We start from the raw sequence: 16,930 nt of genomic DNA, 5'->3' as shown, positions 1-16,930 counted from the left end.
ACTTTCAGTCTGGATGCAGAGAGTGTCGAGGAATCTATAAATCTTGTAGAGTCCGAAATTGACTTTAAACTATGTTGTTTACCCACGGTCAAAAAAAATATGGATATTTCGACTTTTATCAAAAAAATCAACTCCTCGCCCAATATTCCTTTAAGGTTGGTGGAAATTCCAGAAACGGGGACTTGGTTGTGGCAATGGGACGCTCCACAGTCAGACGGGGATGTATCGCAATTAAAACAATCTGCACTTGTGTGGATTCACCCACTTCAAGCTTTACTAGATTTTTTTGAATCTAGCGAGTTACAGGTTAATAATATTGACTTCGACGAGGACGACGAGGACGACGAGGTTTTGATGTGATTCTTGTTTGCCTGAAAACTTCTGAACTGGAAAAGTCGTTTTATAGGGTTAAATCAACCGAATTAACCTACCCTCAAACGATAGTTAGTAAAGGGCAATTTTGGCGCTATCAAGGAATGTCACGCGAAGGCGACAAGAATGGTAAGCGCTTTGATTGTTACCTATACCGTCCTTGCCGAGGGTGTCACTTAAGTGATATCCGAGTTAGAACCTAGTCCACACATTTAGTATTTACACCCCTCATTTACAGGGGTGTAAATAGAACAAATCACCAGGTAAATATTAAATGACAAACATCGATCGCATTAAAGCAAAAGTGACCAGGGCGGATTTATTAGCTAGTGTCATCTGCGGATTGCAGATAACGGTTGATTGCTTGATTTCAGATTTAAAAGAAAGGGAAGCTGTTATTGAGCAATTGCAATCAGAATGCAACAATTTGACTACAAAATACAACGCTATGGTTGCGATGCGAAATATTAAAGCCAAACGTGCTTCTGAACTTGAAAAAGATTTAGAAGAAGCCTTGGAGCTTTCCGACAAATGGCAGCAACAATGTAGTGACATCGAATCAAACTACAAGGCGGAAATTGAGGCGCTGGAAATGGAGTTACTTAAAGCGAAAGAGTCGAATTCAAACACAAGTTGCCTTGATGTCTTGAAGGAACAGCTAGGTTGAGGAATATGACTCAACAGCAACTAACTCTCGAAGAAAGACTGACACTTATTGAGGCTCAATTAATAGAAGCCAGAAATAAGCAGAAAAAAAAGAGACATCACAAGGGCGTAACAATTAGTTTTGATTGCGAACATAGTGACCACGACAAGTTACTTTTAGCGCTACTGCGATCGGGATTGACAAAAAGTCAATTTATGCGTATCGCTTTAAAGAAAGCCCTAGAAATAGAGGGCGATCCACCATTAGTAATTTCGGGTACTGGCGCTAACTCTAAACCGCCAGATGAACAGATAGGTTGGTAATGTTTCACAAATACACCCCTCACTTACAGGGGTGTAAATCAAATAAACACTCAAAAGGTGGAAGCAAAAATGATAAAACTTAACGTACCGTATAAATCACAACTCGACAATCTATTTAATCCTTACGGCGCTTGCAATGTTACCAGTGTGGCAATGGTAATCGAGTTTATCAATCCCGCCGTTATGCTTGACGTTCCTAACATCAATAAAACAGTACAACTCGAAGATGTAATTTATGAAGAAATGGAAGGTTTGGGGCTAAATAGGCACGTACCCAGTGACTTAGTAAAAATCATGAAAGTTTTCAATACTAAGTCAGTGTTCAAGGTTAACGCCACAATTGAGGAAGTCGTGAAACATTTAAATAGTGAATTACCTTGTATAATTCACGGCTACTTTACAAGTTTTGGACACATCGTTGTGGTTGTTGGTTATGATGACACGGGTTTAATCGTTCATGATCCCTATGGTGAGTGGTTCCCTGATGGCTATGATACGACCGCAAGCGGTGCTTACTTGCACTATTCATACGATTTAATCCGGAGAGCCTGTGCCTATGATGGTGAATTTTGGGTACACTTTATTGATGGTTTAAATGATGAATAATTGCAAATTAGGTTTTGAATGTATCTCCTCTGATACTTACTACCCGCAACAGTGCATAAATGTAGATACCTGTAATGTGTGGGCGCAAGCGTGGTATCTACCGATTAAGTTTAAATTCGATGCCATTGTTGTAAATTTCTCTGATTACTACGACGATTTAAACGAAGAAATTGCTGATAATGCAATAATTGGATTTAGAAATTGGGCAGAATATTTTGCTGACTATGGCTATGCCGAAGCGCTAAAACTTCCTTACCGGTATTTGACAGACTGGTGTACCGGGCAATCCCATATGTACGTAGACACCGACAGAGTGACCAACATTTATATCGATAGAGAAGCAGAAGCCGTCGGCCAACAACTAGCTGAAGCGGGTTGGTCTAATGCCTCGCCGTTACCCTATTTTCAAAAGGTATTTTATGTCAATGATACGGGAATAATATGTACGGGAATAATAGTTAGTTATTCTGTTACACCGGGCTTAAGCAGCATAGAGCGCTGCGAAATATTAAACGTTGGATACGCTAGCGCGATCGCAATCAATAATGAAAATTTCAGAACAGACGGATTCCTACAATGCCAGTAAACCCTAAATCTCTCGACAATCTTATACCCGGTGGCAACCGCAAGAATGCCGTCCGGGTAAACCTGACACTCAAGCCAAAAACTGTCGCTGTTCTGAAACTGACTGGGAATATGAGTCAAGCTGTTGACCGGTTAGTCGAGCTAGTCTGCTTAGGACTGGTTAAGCATGATGGCTTTCTTAACCCTCCGATCGACCGGTCGCAAGCAGACTAGCTTGTCAACAGCGAGATTGACACAAACCTTTCTCAATCGAATCACGTGCATAGCGAGATTGACACAAAATAATGACAGACCGCTTACACCCCTCACTTACAGGGGTGTATTTTATTGCAGCGATACTGCTTGCTAGAAACTGACTAGAAAATTTGTTCTTTTAAGCAAGCATCCTCAACGGCTAGGATGTACTGAATACGTTAAGTAACTAGAAATTTTCTAGAATTGAGTCTGAGAATGCTTGAAACTATTGATTTTAGGTTAAGCGATGCCACAGTTGATTGTAGCAGCGAGGGGGTTGGGTGTAAATGCGATCGAACTAGCGCCCACTTGGGAGCAAATCCAGCAAATTAATCGCCCCGGAGTGCTAGCATTTTGGCTGTTTGATGGAGGTCGAAAACTGCCGCACGCGGTGGCTTTGCTAGGAATAAATGACAGTGTAGCAGCCATTGGAGACCCGGCGCGGGGCAAGATTTTCTATTTAGACAGAGCAACTTTTGCCTTAGTTTGGCGGAATGAATATGTGCCGATTTTTCGGTCTGCCGATATCTTGTTAAGTGACAAACAGGCGATCGATTTTTTGACAAAATCAGGATATAATAGTGGCGATTTGAAAGCAGATATCGAGCGATTTCAAACAGATAAAAAATTGCCAATCAGCGGCAAGTTAGATAGGATCACTGAATTAATGTTGAGCGGCCCTTTTTTAGAAGGCGTGCCGAGATTGGATGGCAAATAATTGGATTATAGGAATTAATGAACCGCAGAGAACGCAGAGAGCGCTGAGAGAGATATAGCATTTCGAGCTCTCATAGGAGGTGCCCCTGGCATCCGTGGGCCTAGGGCCTAGGGCTATCCTCACCACGCTTGAGAACCGCTATAGAGATTTTTTTGGGTAAGTTAGATTCGATCAATCAGTTGATAAATATTGGCCCAAAGCTGCAATGACTTCCTCGGCTGACTGCTGTCGAAATTGGCCTGCACGGAAATCAGCCAAGGTTTGTTGGGCATTTGTAGCTATTTCTGCGCGGCGACTTTCGCGGTGGCGGTTTTTTAGAATTTTAATCAACATTTCCTACTGTTCGTAGGTTAGTTTTAAAGCAGTTTCTAGCACTTGGTCAAAGGTATTCATATCATTAGATACTGAGGTCATAGTCATAGCCTATTGCCAACTTATCTTTATTCTAGCTCAAACTGAGTAGATTGAACCACATTCATCCCCGCCACTGCGAATCTTTGAAAAGCCGCATCTGCTGCTTCCGTAAAATCAACAACACCTGGAACAACCACCGGCGAAGTGCAATCTTCCAACAAATAAAATTTCTTAGCCAACTTCACATCTCGCGCCAAAATTTCCGTCAACAAATCATCAATCGTCCAAGCAACGCAATGACTCTTTGCTTGTCCCGCAATAATTACCGCATCAAAACCTAGCAACTTATCGATAAACTTAGCATTTTTTTGGGCAATAGAAACCCCATCCGGCCCGTCTAAAACTTCCGGCCGCAAAACCGAATAGTTTTCAGTTAAGGGATTGCCGCCCTTAATCTCAAAAAGTGCTTGACTGTTGCGGGCGATGCTGTGAAAAAATATCGCTTCTTCCACAGCGGAAACCAGGGCGTGTCCGATGCCGCCCAACATAGAATGATAGGGCCAAATTGTCAAGGGAAATTTGCCGTCATTGCTGAGTTTCTGCACGTAGTGGAGAGCGTGTTTTTCTAGGGCCGAAAAATTCCCACCGCTGATGCTGTCGGCGACGGCTGGATTGACTTTCCAAATACCTTTTTGCACATCTTCCAGCGTAATTAATGTGGCGGCTGGGAGGGGGTGTTCGCCTGCATCGTTTATCCAAAAAATTGGATGAAAAATTTGCATCGCAGTGTGGGTGTCCATTGTCGGCGCAATGGTTGTAATTCTATCTAAATTGCGGTAAATGAACTCGCACAAGCGCAGGTTGTCGTCTACTGCACCGCTACCGGAACGCCCGCCTACAAAGAGTTCAAAATCCGGCAAACAAAAAGTATTTTGGGCATCGATTATCAACAAACAAATGCGGTTTGTGTCCCTGGCGGCGGGCGGGATTTCGTGCTGTTTCGCCCAACTTTTTGCTTGACAAGCCCGTTCTTGGTAAGGTACGCGCCAAACTTCGCCTACTTTTTTTGCCTCGAAATATTCAGGAATTGGGAGTTGATTTTTTGGTATCATAGCCTATCTATTTTAGAGTGAGTTGTAACAATAACTTAAATAGCCTCTCATTATCTGATATCTTTCTCAGCGCCCTCTGCGTCCTCTGCGGTTCAAAAAAAATGCTCTATACTCTCATATAATACAAATAACTATTTACGGGTGAATTATGCCACCAGAACTAAATCACAATTATTCGCCTAAAAAAAACAATCAAAAATTCTGGTTTTTGTCGATCGCCCTTTTCATCCCCCTCTTAATTGTAGCAACTAAATCTCCCTACGTTCAACAATTTTTAATAACTGTTTTAATCCAAATCGAGGATTTAGGCATTTGGGGCCCAGTAGGTTTCATCGCTACCTACAACTTAGCTACTATACTGTTTGTACCTGGTTCCGCCCTCACCCTCGGAGGCGGGGTGCTGTTTGGCCTGTGGTGGGGTTCCATCTACGTGTTTGTCGCAGCAACTTTAGGGGCTACCCTTGCTTTTGCGATCGGGCGATACCTGTCGCGCGATCGCGTGGTAAAATACATGGAAGCTCACCCGAAGTTCAAAGCCCTCGATCGCGCCGTTGCTAAATCAGGATTTAAAATAGTCTTTTTAACCCGTCTTTGTCCTTTATTTCCCTTCAATTTATTGAATTACGCCTTGGGAGTTACCCAAGTTTCTTTAAAAGATTACGTGTTAGGTTCCTTCGGGATGATTCCGGGAACTTTGATGTACGTTTACTCTGGTTCATTGATAGGAGATATTGCTGCAATTGGTATGGGAACTGAACCGACAAGTCCCCAAGCAGAAGCTGTAAAATGGTCGATAAATTTGATCGGTTTTACGGCTGCTGTCGCAGTAACTTTATATATAACTAAGATTGCTCGCAAGGCTTTGGATGAAACTGTTTAATTAGGAGAATTTGCTCGTGTCGCAGTCAAAAGTCGATCGCGTAACCGTCCCCCCGATGGACGAATACAACCAAAAATTAGTCTCCTATTTGCATCCGTCAGATTGGGTGAATCCCCAGCCAGCTAGCAGTTACAATTTAGTAGTAATTGGCGCGGGGCCCGCCGGATTAATTGTGGCTGCGGGGGCGGCTGGTTTGGGTGCAAAAGTTGCATTAATTGAAAAACATTTGATGGGCGGCGATTGTTTGAATGTCGGTTGCGTACCTTCAAAAAGTTTAATTAGATCCTCGCGCACTGTCGGCGATATCTGGAATGCTCATAAATTTGGTGTTAATATTTCTAACAATCCAGAAGTGGATTTTCCCGCAGTCATGGAACGGATGCGCCGCATCAGGGCGGGAATCAGCGATGTTGATTCTGTTGAACGCTACCAGCACAAATTAGGAGTCGATGTTTTCTTAGGTTCCGGTAGTTTCACTAGCAATTCTACCATAGAAGTTGCCGGTCAAACTCTGCACTTTAAAAAAGCAGTAATTGCCACAGGTGCAAGGGCGCGACAAGCCCAAATTCCCGGCTTACAGGAAGCTGGATATCTGACAAATGAAACTGTATTTAACCTCACAGAAAGACCTCAGCGTTTGGCTGTAATTGGCGCTGGGGCGATCGGCTGCGAATTGGCTCAAGCCTTTCGCAGGCTGGGTTCTGAAGTCGTGTTGCTGCATAAAAATGCTCATATTTTGGACAAGGAAGATGCGGATGCTGCGACAATTGTGCAGCAGGTTTTTCTGCGGGAAGGAATTCAACTAATACTTGAATCCCAAATATCTTGCGTTGAGCAAACAAATTTAGGCAAAGTAATTTATTATCAATCGCACAACCAGGAAGCATCGGTAATAGTAGATGAAATTATTGTGAGTGTGGGGCGATCGCCCAACGTGGAAGGATTGAATCTGGAATCTGTCAGCGTAGAATACGATACACAAAAAGGCGTATTTGTCAACGACAAGTTGCAAACTACTAATCCCCGCATTTATGCCGCTGGGGACATTTGCATGAAGCATAAATTTACTCACGCTGCTGATTTTGCCGCGAGAATGGTGATTCAAAACACTCTATTTTTCGGGCGCAAAAAACTCAGCGCTTTGACGATACCTTGGTGTACTTATACAGATCCCGAAGTGGCGCGCGTCGGAATGGGCGATCGCGAGGCTAAGGAAAAAGGCATTGATATCGATACATTTTTGATTCCTTTCGATAAAGTCGATCGGGCAATTATTGACGGTGAAGAGGAAGGATTTGTGAAAATTTACGTCAAGAAAGGCAGCGACAAAATATTAGGTGCAACTATTGTAGCGCGACACGCCGGGGATATGATTAGCGAAATTACTTTAGCAATGGTTAACAATATTGGTTTAGGAAAAATTGCTAGCACAATTCACCCGTATCCGACGCAAGCTGAGGCTATTCGTAAAGCTGGGGATGCTTACAATCGCACTCGTTTGACGCCGTTTGTGAAAACTTTGTTTAACCGCTGGCTGGCTTGGACGCGATAGATAAATAATTGTGGAACAGGCATCTTAGGAATGAGAATTAAATAACTTATAATTTGATATTTCTTGTGGGATGGGTGTCCCGCCCGTCCCACAAACTTGTGTAAATTATTTAATTTGCGATCCTTACCTGTTCATTATCGGCTTTTATGGGCGGCGTCGAAGCCCACCACAAAATAAAATTCACTCTCTGTGGAACAGGCATCTTGCCTGTTCATAAAAAAGCTGCAAAATTAGGTGTATTTTTATGATTCTGTTTCTGTTTCTGTTTCAAATCCAACACCTTCATACAAAAGTGCGATCGGCAAATCAAACCCAATACTTGATAAAGTGATAATCTCCCCAGCAGTGTAAGAATAGTACAGCCACATTCTCCCCTCTCCCCGACAGTAACCCTCAACAAAAATCTTTTGTGAATCAATCAAGATATACTCTTGCAAAGTCGGAATTTTCAGGTAACAAGTGAATTTTTCATCCCTATCCTTAGCACTTGTACTAGGGGAAAGAACTTCCACAATTATTTTAGGATTCTGAATGAATGTGCGGGAATTCAAGTCTTCAGGATCGCAACTGACTATCACATCAGGATAGTAGTAACGGCTTTGAAAAGTGACTTGCAATTTCACATCTGACACGTTGATCCGACAGCCTCTGGAACGCAGATGCGGGCGCAATTCAGTGTAAAAGTTGAGTGCAAGATCGTTATGAGGAATTGTACTGCCTGTCATGGCAAAAACTTCGCCGTTGACATATTCGTGGCGAATCTCTTGTTGAGCTTCCCATTCGAGATATTCCTCAACCGTCATTTTTGTGGGTTCTTGGGGAATGGATATCATAACAATTTTTTTGTCACTGTTACTTTGATTATAGCATTAGAGTTAGCTGCAGCCTCACCGGCACTCAATTGACTAATCAATTAAATTGAATCTATTTTCATACCCCCGCATTATCTTCTGTAATACGTGCCTTAATCTTTCAAAATCAGCATCTTCTAAAGAGAAAGTAATTGCGACCTCATCGCATTCTAGAAGAGTTATAGTATCGGAACCGAAACGAACAGTAAATCGATCGCGACTAAGAGTAACAAAATCGATGCCTGCATCTTCTGTCCAGTATTCATCGTCCAATTCTGCATAGATGTTTTTTTTGTTAGGAATAGTCTCTGCTTCAGATCCTTCTTTTCGTGTCAGGATGAAATAATGTTCGCCCCCTTCTGCTTCAGAAAAACCGATGTATAAATTGTCTTCAATAGCCTCAAAGCAAGGGGCAAAAAATTCAGTTTTCATGATTTTAAAAATCCCCTTCATCTACTTGAAATACCGTCAATCCAAAGGAACGCCACATATCAACAACTTGCTGGCGATCGTCCAATACAAACTTAACATTATATTCCCCTGCAATATGCTGCTGATAGATTTCCTCCTTCATAATCGCATCCTTCCTCATATCCCCAGTTTTCCGCATATAAAGACTGTGATAATTCACCTCATACTGCTGCAACCATTGTTCAGTTTGAGGCTGACAGTCATCGGTTCTGCCCGACACTACGATAATATTAGCGCTGGATTGCCACTTGCGGACGGTATCTAAGACAGGCTGATTCGGTAAATCGCGATCGCACTTTGAAGCATCAAAAGGATTTCTACCATTGAGAAGTGCCAGCGTACCGTCCATATCCACAATAATTGCATCCGGCAAATCCGGGTTATATTCCGGCGGCACAACGGGAACCCGCACATACTTATTGTACATCTTCAAAATCACATCTTTCCCCACCGAATTAAGTCTTTTTAAATCCCGTTTAATACACTCCTCCACCGGAACTTGCAGGAAAGAATCATTAACTTCTACGATAGCTTTACCCTTAACCAACTCCTTAATCTGCTCGATGTGAGGCCCGAAATTAGTATCATCAACAATTACGTGCTTGCCGCTTTCCAAAGCCATCAAAATAACCGTGTCTCTCAACTGCAAAATAAACTTTTCATTAGCAGGCGACCAATGGGAAGCATGAGCCATTTCTCTCAACAAATCTTTATTCGTCCGCACCCATCTTGCAGGTTCAGACAGCAGCAATTCTCGCGCAAATTGAGATTTTCCCGAAGCAGGCAAACCGACAAGTACAACAACTCTTTTCATGGTAATGCGGAATGGGTAATTGGTAATTTGTTAGGAATGACTGTTAACAACTGACAACTGGCAACTGACTACTGACATCTTCTTCACAAACCTAAATTGATGTAATCCAAACCCAATAACTCCTCTATCTTATGAATCGTAACATCGCGGAGAGCTTCTTTCACACCCACCACTCTGCGGTTTCGCAAAGAAAACAAAATCCCCGAATACGGCAAATGTTTCACAGCAAAAGCAAACTCTTTCTGAACTTCAATCTGTTCGTGCTGTCGGTAAACTTCCTCGATTTCTTGAACTAACAATTCATATTTATCCTTAACTTGTTTATACAACTCACTCCACTCTGGAAAATAAGCTAAAAACTCTTCTCCTTCATTAGTTAAAACAATTTCTATCATCCTGCGAGTAGAAAATCCTTCGCGGAGATGGGAAATCGCGACATATTGCGGAGACTTAACCTTAACTCGGTTGAAGTTAGCATCACAAATAATATATCCTTCCGAATCCATCGGTTCTAAATGCTTAGCAGCTTCAATAACTTCTTTCCAGCTAGTTAAAGGATAGGATGCGACTAATTGCCAACCGTATTTATGCGTCCAAATACTGGGGTCTGTTTCTTGGAGAGTTTGAGTATTGCGAACTCCGTGGAGGGCGATTTGATTTTTGGGTTGTTGAACAACTATTCTATTGTAAGGTGTCATCAACTCAAAGATAAAACAATAATCAGTTTCAACAGGTAATTGATATCCCAACTCTTGCCAGACTTTCCAAAATAGTTCGGCAAAGCTGAATCCAAAACCGTTAACTTCGCCGGCTGCGTCGGGAGTGCCACTAGATTGAACTCTCCATTCTCCTTGATAAAAATACAGTACAGTCAAGGAACCGTCTAATTTTTCATAAACCTTGGCATGACTCCAATCAATTGCAGCGGCGTGAATTTCTCCGTAGTTAAAAAATTTTTCGTAGGGATAGGAAACAATCTGCCAATCTTGAGATGAGTCTAAAATAATACCCCGGCACTGCTGGACTATTTTTTCGCCCATGGGAGATTCTATCTGCGAGTATTTCAAACAGACTAGATTGGGGTATTGGCGGTGGCGGGTAACTTTGATATGATAAGTTTCGCACAATGTTTCTAATCCGTGCTGGCGTAAATACTCTTGCAGTTCCACGTTCGACTCCTAAGTTTGTCGCTTGCTCTATTTTATCGGCAACTGTATATTTTGGCGAATTTGTAAACAAAAATTAAACTATTTTTTCTGGATCCATCTGATGATTTTTGTATTGTGGAGTATCGTTGTAAATAGGTGAATGCAGTTGGAAAAAGGGAATGTTTCAACATCTAGGACAAAAACAGTGAACAATAAATTATTACTTTTGGCGACTTCTGCGTGCGTGTTGACTGCTTTAGTACCTCTATCGCGAGTTTTGGGTGCGGGCGAATTGTCGCAGCGGTTGCCGGAAACCCAATCTGTGGCTGTAGCGGGTACTGCTGTCCCGGTAAGTCAAATCTTGGCAAAATTAAAAGGCAAAACACAAGTACCGATTTTTATTCCCACTCGGCTTATTGTTTCGCAGAAGCTTTACTATTACAGCCAAGCGCAACCGAATAGCTATGGTATTTCAATAGATTATACAGCAAATTGCCGGGGTGCGGGAGCTTGCAATTTTGGGGAAGTTCGAGCTCAAAAAGGCGGTGAATTTTCTAAGAAATTAGAAGGGGTAACTAAGACTTTAAAAAATGTTAAACTTGCCGGCGGAATGAAAGGAGTTTTTCACAACGGTTGCGGTGCTTACTGCACGGCATCTATTCAGTGGAAAAACCAGGGGTTTATGTATACCATATCAATTAAAAACGGAGGAGAATCTGATTTGATTTTAACAGCTAATTCTGCTATTTTAGCGAGAAAACGTTAAGTTTTGCAGTCTTGAATACAGGAAATAATTAGGTAGGGTGCGTCCTTTGTACCTTACTGTTATTGTATGATAGGGCCGTTAGAGTGAAAAATGAGGTATTGATATCAAGTCAGTTCGATTGACGACGATAAAATTTTGTTCATTATGCGGACTTTATTCCGCGCTACGAACCTTTTTTGTTGTGGTAATCTACGGGACAGCATAGGAGCAGTGAATCCTTCAATTCTTCAATCCCAAATCTAAAACTTGTAGGGCGAAATCGAAGTATATAAAATTTAAAATCGATTGACTTCTCACCTGTTTGATAAAGGCTATAAATGTTAACCGACAGCAAGCCGCAGCCGAATGTAATATGGTTTGTTATGCTTATCTAGTTGGAGGGAAATTATGATGAGGGGAAGATGGCTATTTGGGGCGATTGTTGTTGGTGTGGTTACTGCTTTGACGATCCTCTTCGATGGCTTCGCTAACGCAGTTTTGATACCATACTCAGCCCTAGCAAGGACAGAAACGCAAATCACAGAAATTCGCTGGTTTAATTATACTTCTAAAGATGGCTGGCAATCCGCAGAATTTATTGTGCCCGATCGCAATACTACACAATCTGCCGACAGCTCCAAGTTGCGGTTGTACGATGTTCATATTGCCAAGATGTTTGAGATTTCTCATTTTTTGTGCGATCGCGATCGCACTTGGGCCGGTTACAATTGGTCTTACGGAGCCGCAAATGGCAACATTGACATGGGAAACTTCAAAATTAGCTGCAATCTCGCCCGCACCACAGCCACAACTTACGGGTTAGGGAAACCAGAAATTACAGTAATTCGCCGCAATTTCGACCTTCCAGGCGGCCAGCCATCTCTTGCTGTAGAAAAATATTCGATTCCTACTCTGAACCTTGAGAAAACTAGAGTTGTACAATGGAGAAACTTTGTCCAGAAATTTCCCCCAATTCCCAACAATTCAGGTACAAATCAAGCTAATACTCGTTTTCCTGTAAGTAACATTTCTCAGCAAATCAAAGGCAAAACACGAGTACCTGTTTTTCTGCCGAGCATACTTCCTTTATCTGACACTCAGCAACTTGATTTTGACGTGCAAGCTGGCTCCCACGGTTACATTGTTGAAATATATTTAGGCAAAGACTGCCGCGCCGGAGCTTGTGCTTTCGGCACAATCGAAGCTAAAAAAAATGAACCGTTTTCGCCTCCATCGCAATTGCCGAGGGATTCTTATAGAAGCATTGAATTAGCAGGCGGAATGAGGGGAATTTATTTCCAGACTTGCGGTAATTACTGCATTTCTTATGTGGAGTGGCAAAGGCTGGGTGTACTTTACCGAGTAAGTCTCAAAAATGGAAGGCAGTCAGAAGTTGTTGGGATAGCAAATTCTGCACTTCAAGCTGGGTCGCGTTAATACTATTTTAGATTTGAGATTTGAAGTTTTCCTTGATGTACAATTAAATTGTACCTAAAAAAACCAATAAGATGCCTGCGATTAGTGTTGAAGAAGGCAAGCAGAATCTGCAAGCTATCTTGGAAAAGGTGGCAAAAAGAGAAGAAGTGACAATCGTACAGGAGGGCAAAGTAGTAGCTCGCGTAGTCCCACCGCTATCCAAGGAGGAGTGGTTAGCTAGGCATAAAGCATTACGAAACTCCATTAATGTCAAGGGCGAACCCCTGAGTGCAACTGTGATTAAGCTAAGGGAGGAAGCACGGTATTGATTTATATAATAACTTTCATATCTATAACAAATATTTTTATTCGGGACAAACTGAATGATTGCGGTCAAACAAAATGATGTAGTAAACAGACTGAACGCGAAACCCAAATATCCGTTTTTTCTCATCAATTCGCATTTCTGATAATCTCTCATCTTCAGGAATATTGTCAGGCAAAGTCGGATGAATGTTAATCAACTTATAACCCGTTCCCACTGATTCACCTCGTTTTTTTGAGCCGTGACCTTTGATTTGACCCCAAGTATATTTCTCAATTTTCTTGAGTCCTTCAATTAGGTCATTGATTTCTGATGATGTCCAGTCAGATAGAAGCCAACGATTTTTATCTGCATAAGTGAATCTGAAGCTAGGATGCTCGTCATCTGTACTGCTTGGTCGATTTAACTGAGTTGCTTGCTCTGGAATTCTTCTTTGTTGCTTGTTTTGAGGTGGCTTTGGTATTTGACTTTTTTTACCCACTTACGCCTCCACCAAAGGTGCATAGCAGGATTTCATATCCTCGTGGGAAATGATTTTAGTTGATTTTTCCGCCGGTTCTAATCCCTGGCGGGCGTTGAGCCAAGGTGTCTCAGATTGTGTCAATTCTGCCAAATGTTTAGCACTTAATTCTCCATAAGCATTCCAAACTTCTTCGAGTACCTCAATCTCATCTTCCTCAAATTCTCCCTCAAAATTATCGGGAGCGGGAATATCGGTATATTTGTAAGCTTTGTACTCATCCCAAACATGGCGGACAATGGGGCCGGAAACCCAAGCTTCAATATCTTGAAAAAATAGCTGCTGGCCTCTAAAGACTAAACTCCAAGCTTGTGCGTAATAAACGAGTTTTTGCAGTTTGAGAGGAGAAATAGTATCGCCTGCTTCTCGATCGACACGACATAAAAAGTAACGAGCTACATCCAGAGCGCTTTTCATAGTTTTAGGATTTTAGTAATTTGACAAATTGACTTTTTATGGTAAACTATTCGGTGGCTTGAGAAGTTCGATCGCCCTTTCCCCCTTATTCCCACATTTTTCGCCTCAAATCCTGCAACCTGGGAGCAAACTCTTCAGCTTGCACCAGCTTAGGCCCGATCGACCCTAGGCAAATCATACACCGTCGGCTGCCTTTCGCTCTCTAGGTCGATCGGCTCAGTTTTATCCCCCTAATTGTGCCAACCAGCAATTAAAGTCCCCACCTGCGGTACGCTAGATCAGGTCAATATATTGGCTGATTTCAAGCTATCCTCCAATCGATCTTATGTCCCCAACCACATCTGCCCCCTCCCGAACCGTCCGCATCGGTTCCCGTAAAAGCCAACTCGCTCTAGTGCAAACCCACTGGGTGCAAGAACAGCTACAGAAACACTTCCCGGAACACACTTTTGAAGTCCACACCATGTCCACCCAAGGGGACATAATTCTTGATGTCGCCCTCGCTAAAATCGGCGACAAAGGACTTTTTACCAAAGAATTAGAAACGGGAATGCTCAACAATGAAACGGACTTTGCCGTTCATTCCCTCAAAGATTTACCTACCAATTTGCCCGAAGGTTTAATTTTAGGATGCGTCACCGAACGGGAAAATCCCGCTGACGCCTTGGTAGTGAACTCCAAGCACAAAGACAAGCAACTAGATACCCTCCCCGCAGGTTCCGTAATCGGCACTTCTTCCCTGCGGCGGCTGGCTCAACTGCGGCACCATTTCCCTCATTTTGAATTTAAAGATATTCGGGGCAATCTCAATACTCGACTCGCAAAATTAGATGATGGCGGTTACGACGCCATTATTCTAGCAGTTGCAGGATTGGAAAGATTGGGAATGGGCGATCGCATCCATCAAATTATCCCTGCTGAAATCTCCCTTCACGCCGTCGGACAAGGTGCATTGGGCATCGAATGCCGCGCCGGAGATACAGAAATCATGGAAGTGATTAAAGCTCTCGAACATACGGAAACCGCCCAAAGATGTTATGCCGAACGCGCATTTCTGCGGGAATTAGAAGGCGGCTGTCAAGTACCAATCGGCGTTAATACCAAAATAGAAAACGGTCAATTAACCTTAACCGGAATGGTATCGAGTCTCGACGGCCAGCGCTTCGTCAAAGATACTGTTTCCGGCGCTGCCGAGACTGCTGAAATGCTGGGAATTGACCTCGCTCACCGCCTGCGCGAACAGGGAGCAAGCGAAATTTTGGAGGAAATTTTTATCGAAGTTCAACGCGGTTCCTAAACCAAGTCAGCATTTATTTGTCAAGGCGCTTAAACGCGAAATATCGCCTTTTATTGAAAACAAAATAACTGGCGGTTCGCTTTGACAAAAACGAGTAAATTAGCAGTATGTTTCTAGGTGTTTGATGGGAATTTTAGAGAAAATTGCGGATGATTTCACAAATATCTGACTAATTGAGGGCTGCTGTTGAGAAACCAGGTTGATGGATGAATGCCGGGGTGCAAAGCCTAGGATTTTTCGGAAAAACCGGGTTTCCTGGGTCTTAGTCTGATTATTGTCAACATACCAATCTAAAATCTACAATCAAACATCCAAAATAAATCAGCAATCTATTTTAGGGAAAGGCAAAAATATGAGCGCTAGAGCAACTCAATTAAAGCTGGAAGTGCAAAAAGTTCAGGAACTTTATCGGAAAATGCAGGCAGATCAAAAAGCTTTGCAGCAGCAATTGAAAGAGTTCAAAACTCAAGCAGGAAGTTTCTCGGATGTCGTCGAACAAATCTTGCCGTCGATAGTTTCAGTTTACGTGATGGATTGGGATACAGAACTAGAAATTTCTTCGGGAAGCGGCTTTTTTGTATCGCCGGATATAATTGTCACTAACTATCACGTAATCGAAGATATTGCGGATGAAGATTACTTCTATGAAGAAGATGAAATCGAACAGGTTTTAGTGGAAACTAATGACGGAAAGTTGAGATTGGCGGAGGTGGTGTTTACTGGTAATGCTGAAGAAGATTTAGCATTACTCTTGATTAGCGATTTTACCTTCGATCCCGAAACAGGGGAACAAGTGGAATCTCCCCAAGAGCATCCTCCTTTAGAGTTATCTTTTGATGTGAAAGTGGGCGATCCGGTAATTGCGGTGGGTAATCCTTTGGGACAGTTTGCTGCAACTTTAACTCAAGGTATTATTAGTGCAATTCGCGAACCTGATGAGTCTGAGGAAGGGGAGGAAGAGGATCGGGTTGCTGAGGTGAGGGTGTTGCAAACTGATGCGGCGATTAATCCGGGAAATTCCGGCGGGCCGCTGATTAATATGGCCGGTCAAGTGGTTGGGGTGAATGTGTGGGGATTGGAGGATGCTGATAGTATTAATTTGGCGATCGCCTCGGTCGCTTTGGATGACTTTTTAGCTGGATTTGAGGAAACTTTTGAGGACGATTCTCAGAATTAGTCGGGATTTGTTCCTAATCTGTCAAGAGGGCGATCGCACTTTTTATGAGAGGGGATGGAAAAGGTGAGCGCTATTTCCTTAACTCAATTGGCGTAAGTCCCACGCTGTAATTGTACTCAATTGGGCGTTGGGATATAAGCCAAGCAAGGTATATGAAAAAGAGCGACAATTTACTGTTTCTCTAGCAAAAAAACTTGTAAGATATAAGTGGTTGCGACCCACCCACTCGACTGCAAACAACAGGTCACAGTAGCAGTAGTATGCTTACCAAGGATAACTTCGAGAGAAAGGGGGAAGAAACTGTAACTAAATTCTTAGACATCTATTGACATCCTTCCCGGATTGGGCAAGAATAATGGTGTAGTCT

The 16,930-nt window shown here is 42.6% G+C and carries 21 protein-coding genes; 13 read left to right on the top strand and 8 right to left on the bottom strand.

Annotated elements, in window-relative coordinates; genetic code table 11:
- The first annotated feature begins 99 nt into the window (after window positions 1-99).
- The 6 genes from QUA97_RS13945 (at window position 100) to QUA97_RS13920 (ending at window position 3,484) form a co-directional block, all read left to right on the top strand.
- Window positions 100-360 carry a hypothetical protein gene (locus QUA97_RS13945; protein ID WP_333194922.1) on the top strand — a complete coding sequence of 87 codons (261 nt, stop codon included), beginning with the start codon at window positions 100-102 and terminating at the stop codon, window positions 358-360.
- Window positions 361-646: 286 nt separating this feature from the next.
- Window positions 647-1,039: a hypothetical protein gene (locus QUA97_RS13940; RefSeq protein WP_333194921.1), complete on the top strand. Its 393-nt coding sequence runs from the start codon at window positions 647-649 to the stop codon at window positions 1,037-1,039.
- Between the two features lie 5 nt (window positions 1,040-1,044).
- On the top strand, window positions 1,045-1,341 hold the full coding sequence (locus QUA97_RS13935; protein WP_333194920.1) for a hypothetical protein: 297 nt from the start codon (window positions 1,045-1,047) through the stop codon (window positions 1,339-1,341).
- Window positions 1,342-1,398: 57 nt separating this feature from the next.
- Complete coding sequence (locus QUA97_RS13930; protein WP_333194919.1) at window positions 1,399-1,947, top strand: C39 family peptidase; 549 nt, start codon at window positions 1,399-1,401, stop codon at window positions 1,945-1,947.
- Window positions 1,937-2,533 (top strand): hypothetical protein, encoded by a 597-nt coding sequence (locus QUA97_RS13925; protein WP_333194918.1) that lies wholly within the window; start codon window positions 1,937-1,939, stop codon window positions 2,531-2,533. Before QUA97_RS13930 ends, QUA97_RS13925 begins: the two co-directional genes overlap by 11 nt.
- Before the next feature lie 480 nt (window positions 2,534-3,013).
- Window positions 3,014-3,484: a hypothetical protein gene (locus tag QUA97_RS13920; protein WP_333194917.1), complete on the top strand. Its 471-nt coding sequence runs from the start codon at window positions 3,014-3,016 to the stop codon at window positions 3,482-3,484.
- Between the two features lie 171 nt (window positions 3,485-3,655).
- On the opposite strand, the gene QUA97_RS13915 is transcribed toward QUA97_RS13920, so the two are convergent.
- Both QUA97_RS13915 and QUA97_RS13910 read right to left on the bottom strand, forming a co-directional pair.
- On the bottom strand, window positions 3,656-3,817 hold the full coding sequence (locus tag QUA97_RS13915; protein WP_333194916.1) for a hypothetical protein: 162 nt from the start codon (window positions 3,815-3,817) through the stop codon (window positions 3,656-3,658).
- Window positions 3,818-3,924: 107 nt separating this feature from the next.
- A complete protein-coding gene (locus QUA97_RS13910) occupies window positions 3,925-4,950 on the bottom strand; it encodes an isochorismatase (RefSeq protein WP_194070616.1) in 1,026 nt (341 codons plus the stop codon).
- Between the two features lie 148 nt (window positions 4,951-5,098).
- Here QUA97_RS13910 and QUA97_RS13905 point away from each other — a divergent pair, with 148 nt between their 5' ends.
- Together QUA97_RS13905 and QUA97_RS13900 are read left to right on the top strand one after the other, a co-directional pair.
- On the top strand, window positions 5,099-5,830 hold the full coding sequence (locus tag QUA97_RS13905; RefSeq protein WP_194070615.1) for a TVP38/TMEM64 family protein: 732 nt from the start codon (window positions 5,099-5,101) through the stop codon (window positions 5,828-5,830).
- A 16-nt stretch (window positions 5,831-5,846) separates the two neighbouring features.
- Window positions 5,847-7,382 carry a mercuric reductase gene (locus QUA97_RS13900; protein ID WP_333194915.1) on the top strand — a complete coding sequence of 512 codons (1,536 nt, stop codon included), beginning with the start codon at window positions 5,847-5,849 and terminating at the stop codon, window positions 7,380-7,382.
- A 242-nt stretch (window positions 7,383-7,624) separates the two neighbouring features.
- Here QUA97_RS13900 and QUA97_RS13895 read toward each other — a convergent pair whose 3' ends face one another.
- The 4 genes from QUA97_RS13895 to QUA97_RS13880 all read right to left on the bottom strand — a co-directional run bounded on the left by QUA97_RS13895 (window position 7,625) and on the right by QUA97_RS13880 (window position 10,687).
- Window positions 7,625-8,215 carry a Uma2 family endonuclease gene (locus QUA97_RS13895; RefSeq protein ID WP_194070613.1) on the bottom strand — a complete coding sequence of 197 codons (591 nt, stop codon included), beginning with the start codon at window positions 8,213-8,215 and terminating at the stop codon, window positions 7,625-7,627.
- Between the two features lie 72 nt (window positions 8,216-8,287).
- Window positions 8,288-8,665, bottom strand: a complete 378-nt coding sequence (locus QUA97_RS13890; protein WP_194070612.1) for a hypothetical protein — start codon at window positions 8,663-8,665, stop codon at window positions 8,288-8,290.
- A gap of 4 nt (window positions 8,666-8,669) precedes the next feature.
- Window positions 8,670-9,518, bottom strand: a complete 849-nt coding sequence (locus tag QUA97_RS13885) for a phosphatase domain-containing protein (RefSeq protein ID WP_333194914.1) — start codon at window positions 9,516-9,518, stop codon at window positions 8,670-8,672.
- A gap of 83 nt (window positions 9,519-9,601) precedes the next feature.
- The gene (locus tag QUA97_RS13880; protein ID WP_333194913.1) at window positions 9,602-10,687 is read right to left on the bottom strand and encodes an RNA ligase; all 1,086 of its coding nucleotides are present in this window, start codon (window positions 10,685-10,687) and stop codon (window positions 9,602-9,604) included.
- Window positions 10,688-10,871: 184 nt separating this feature from the next.
- On the opposite strand from QUA97_RS13880, the gene QUA97_RS13875 reads away from it, so the two are divergent.
- The 3 genes from QUA97_RS13875 to QUA97_RS13865 all read left to right on the top strand — a co-directional run bounded on the left by QUA97_RS13875 (window position 10,872) and on the right by QUA97_RS13865 (window position 13,156).
- Window positions 10,872-11,432, top strand: coding sequence for a hypothetical protein (locus QUA97_RS13875; RefSeq protein WP_333194912.1), 561 nt, complete (start codon window positions 10,872-10,874; stop codon window positions 11,430-11,432).
- Window positions 11,433-11,819: 387 nt separating this feature from the next.
- On the top strand, window positions 11,820-12,848 hold the full coding sequence (locus QUA97_RS13870) for a hypothetical protein (protein WP_333194911.1): 1,029 nt from the start codon (window positions 11,820-11,822) through the stop codon (window positions 12,846-12,848).
- A gap of 71 nt (window positions 12,849-12,919) precedes the next feature.
- Window positions 12,920-13,156: a type II toxin-antitoxin system Phd/YefM family antitoxin gene (locus tag QUA97_RS13865; protein ID WP_194010647.1), complete on the top strand. Its 237-nt coding sequence runs from the start codon at window positions 12,920-12,922 to the stop codon at window positions 13,154-13,156.
- Window positions 13,157-13,192: 36 nt separating this feature from the next.
- On the opposite strand, the gene QUA97_RS13860 is transcribed toward QUA97_RS13865, so the two are convergent.
- The gene (locus QUA97_RS13860) at window positions 13,193-13,633 is read right to left on the bottom strand and encodes an MAG6450 family protein (protein WP_194010648.1); all 441 of its coding nucleotides are present in this window, start codon (window positions 13,631-13,633) and stop codon (window positions 13,193-13,195) included.
- Entirely contained in the window at window positions 13,634-14,089 is a 456-nt protein-coding gene (locus QUA97_RS13855; RefSeq protein WP_194010649.1) for a Panacea domain-containing protein, read from the bottom strand.
- Window positions 14,090-14,414: 325 nt separating this feature from the next.
- Here QUA97_RS13855 and hemC point away from each other — a divergent pair, with 325 nt between their 5' ends.
- On the top strand, window positions 14,415-15,386 hold the full coding sequence (gene hemC / locus QUA97_RS13850) for a hydroxymethylbilane synthase (protein WP_194070608.1): 972 nt from the start codon (window positions 14,415-14,417) through the stop codon (window positions 15,384-15,386).
- A 352-nt stretch (window positions 15,387-15,738) separates the two neighbouring features.
- Complete coding sequence (locus QUA97_RS13845; protein WP_194070607.1) at window positions 15,739-16,563, top strand: S1C family serine protease; 825 nt, start codon at window positions 15,739-15,741, stop codon at window positions 16,561-16,563.
- Window positions 16,564-16,930: the final 367 nt, after the last annotated feature.

This window comes from Microcoleus sp. CZ3-B2 (assembly GCF_036705055.1).
Lineage (GTDB): Bacteria > Cyanobacteriota > Cyanobacteriia > Cyanobacteriales > Microcoleaceae > Microcoleus.
Note: the sequence above shows the minus strand (reverse complement) of the source record. Positions and strands in the feature narration are given on the sequence as shown.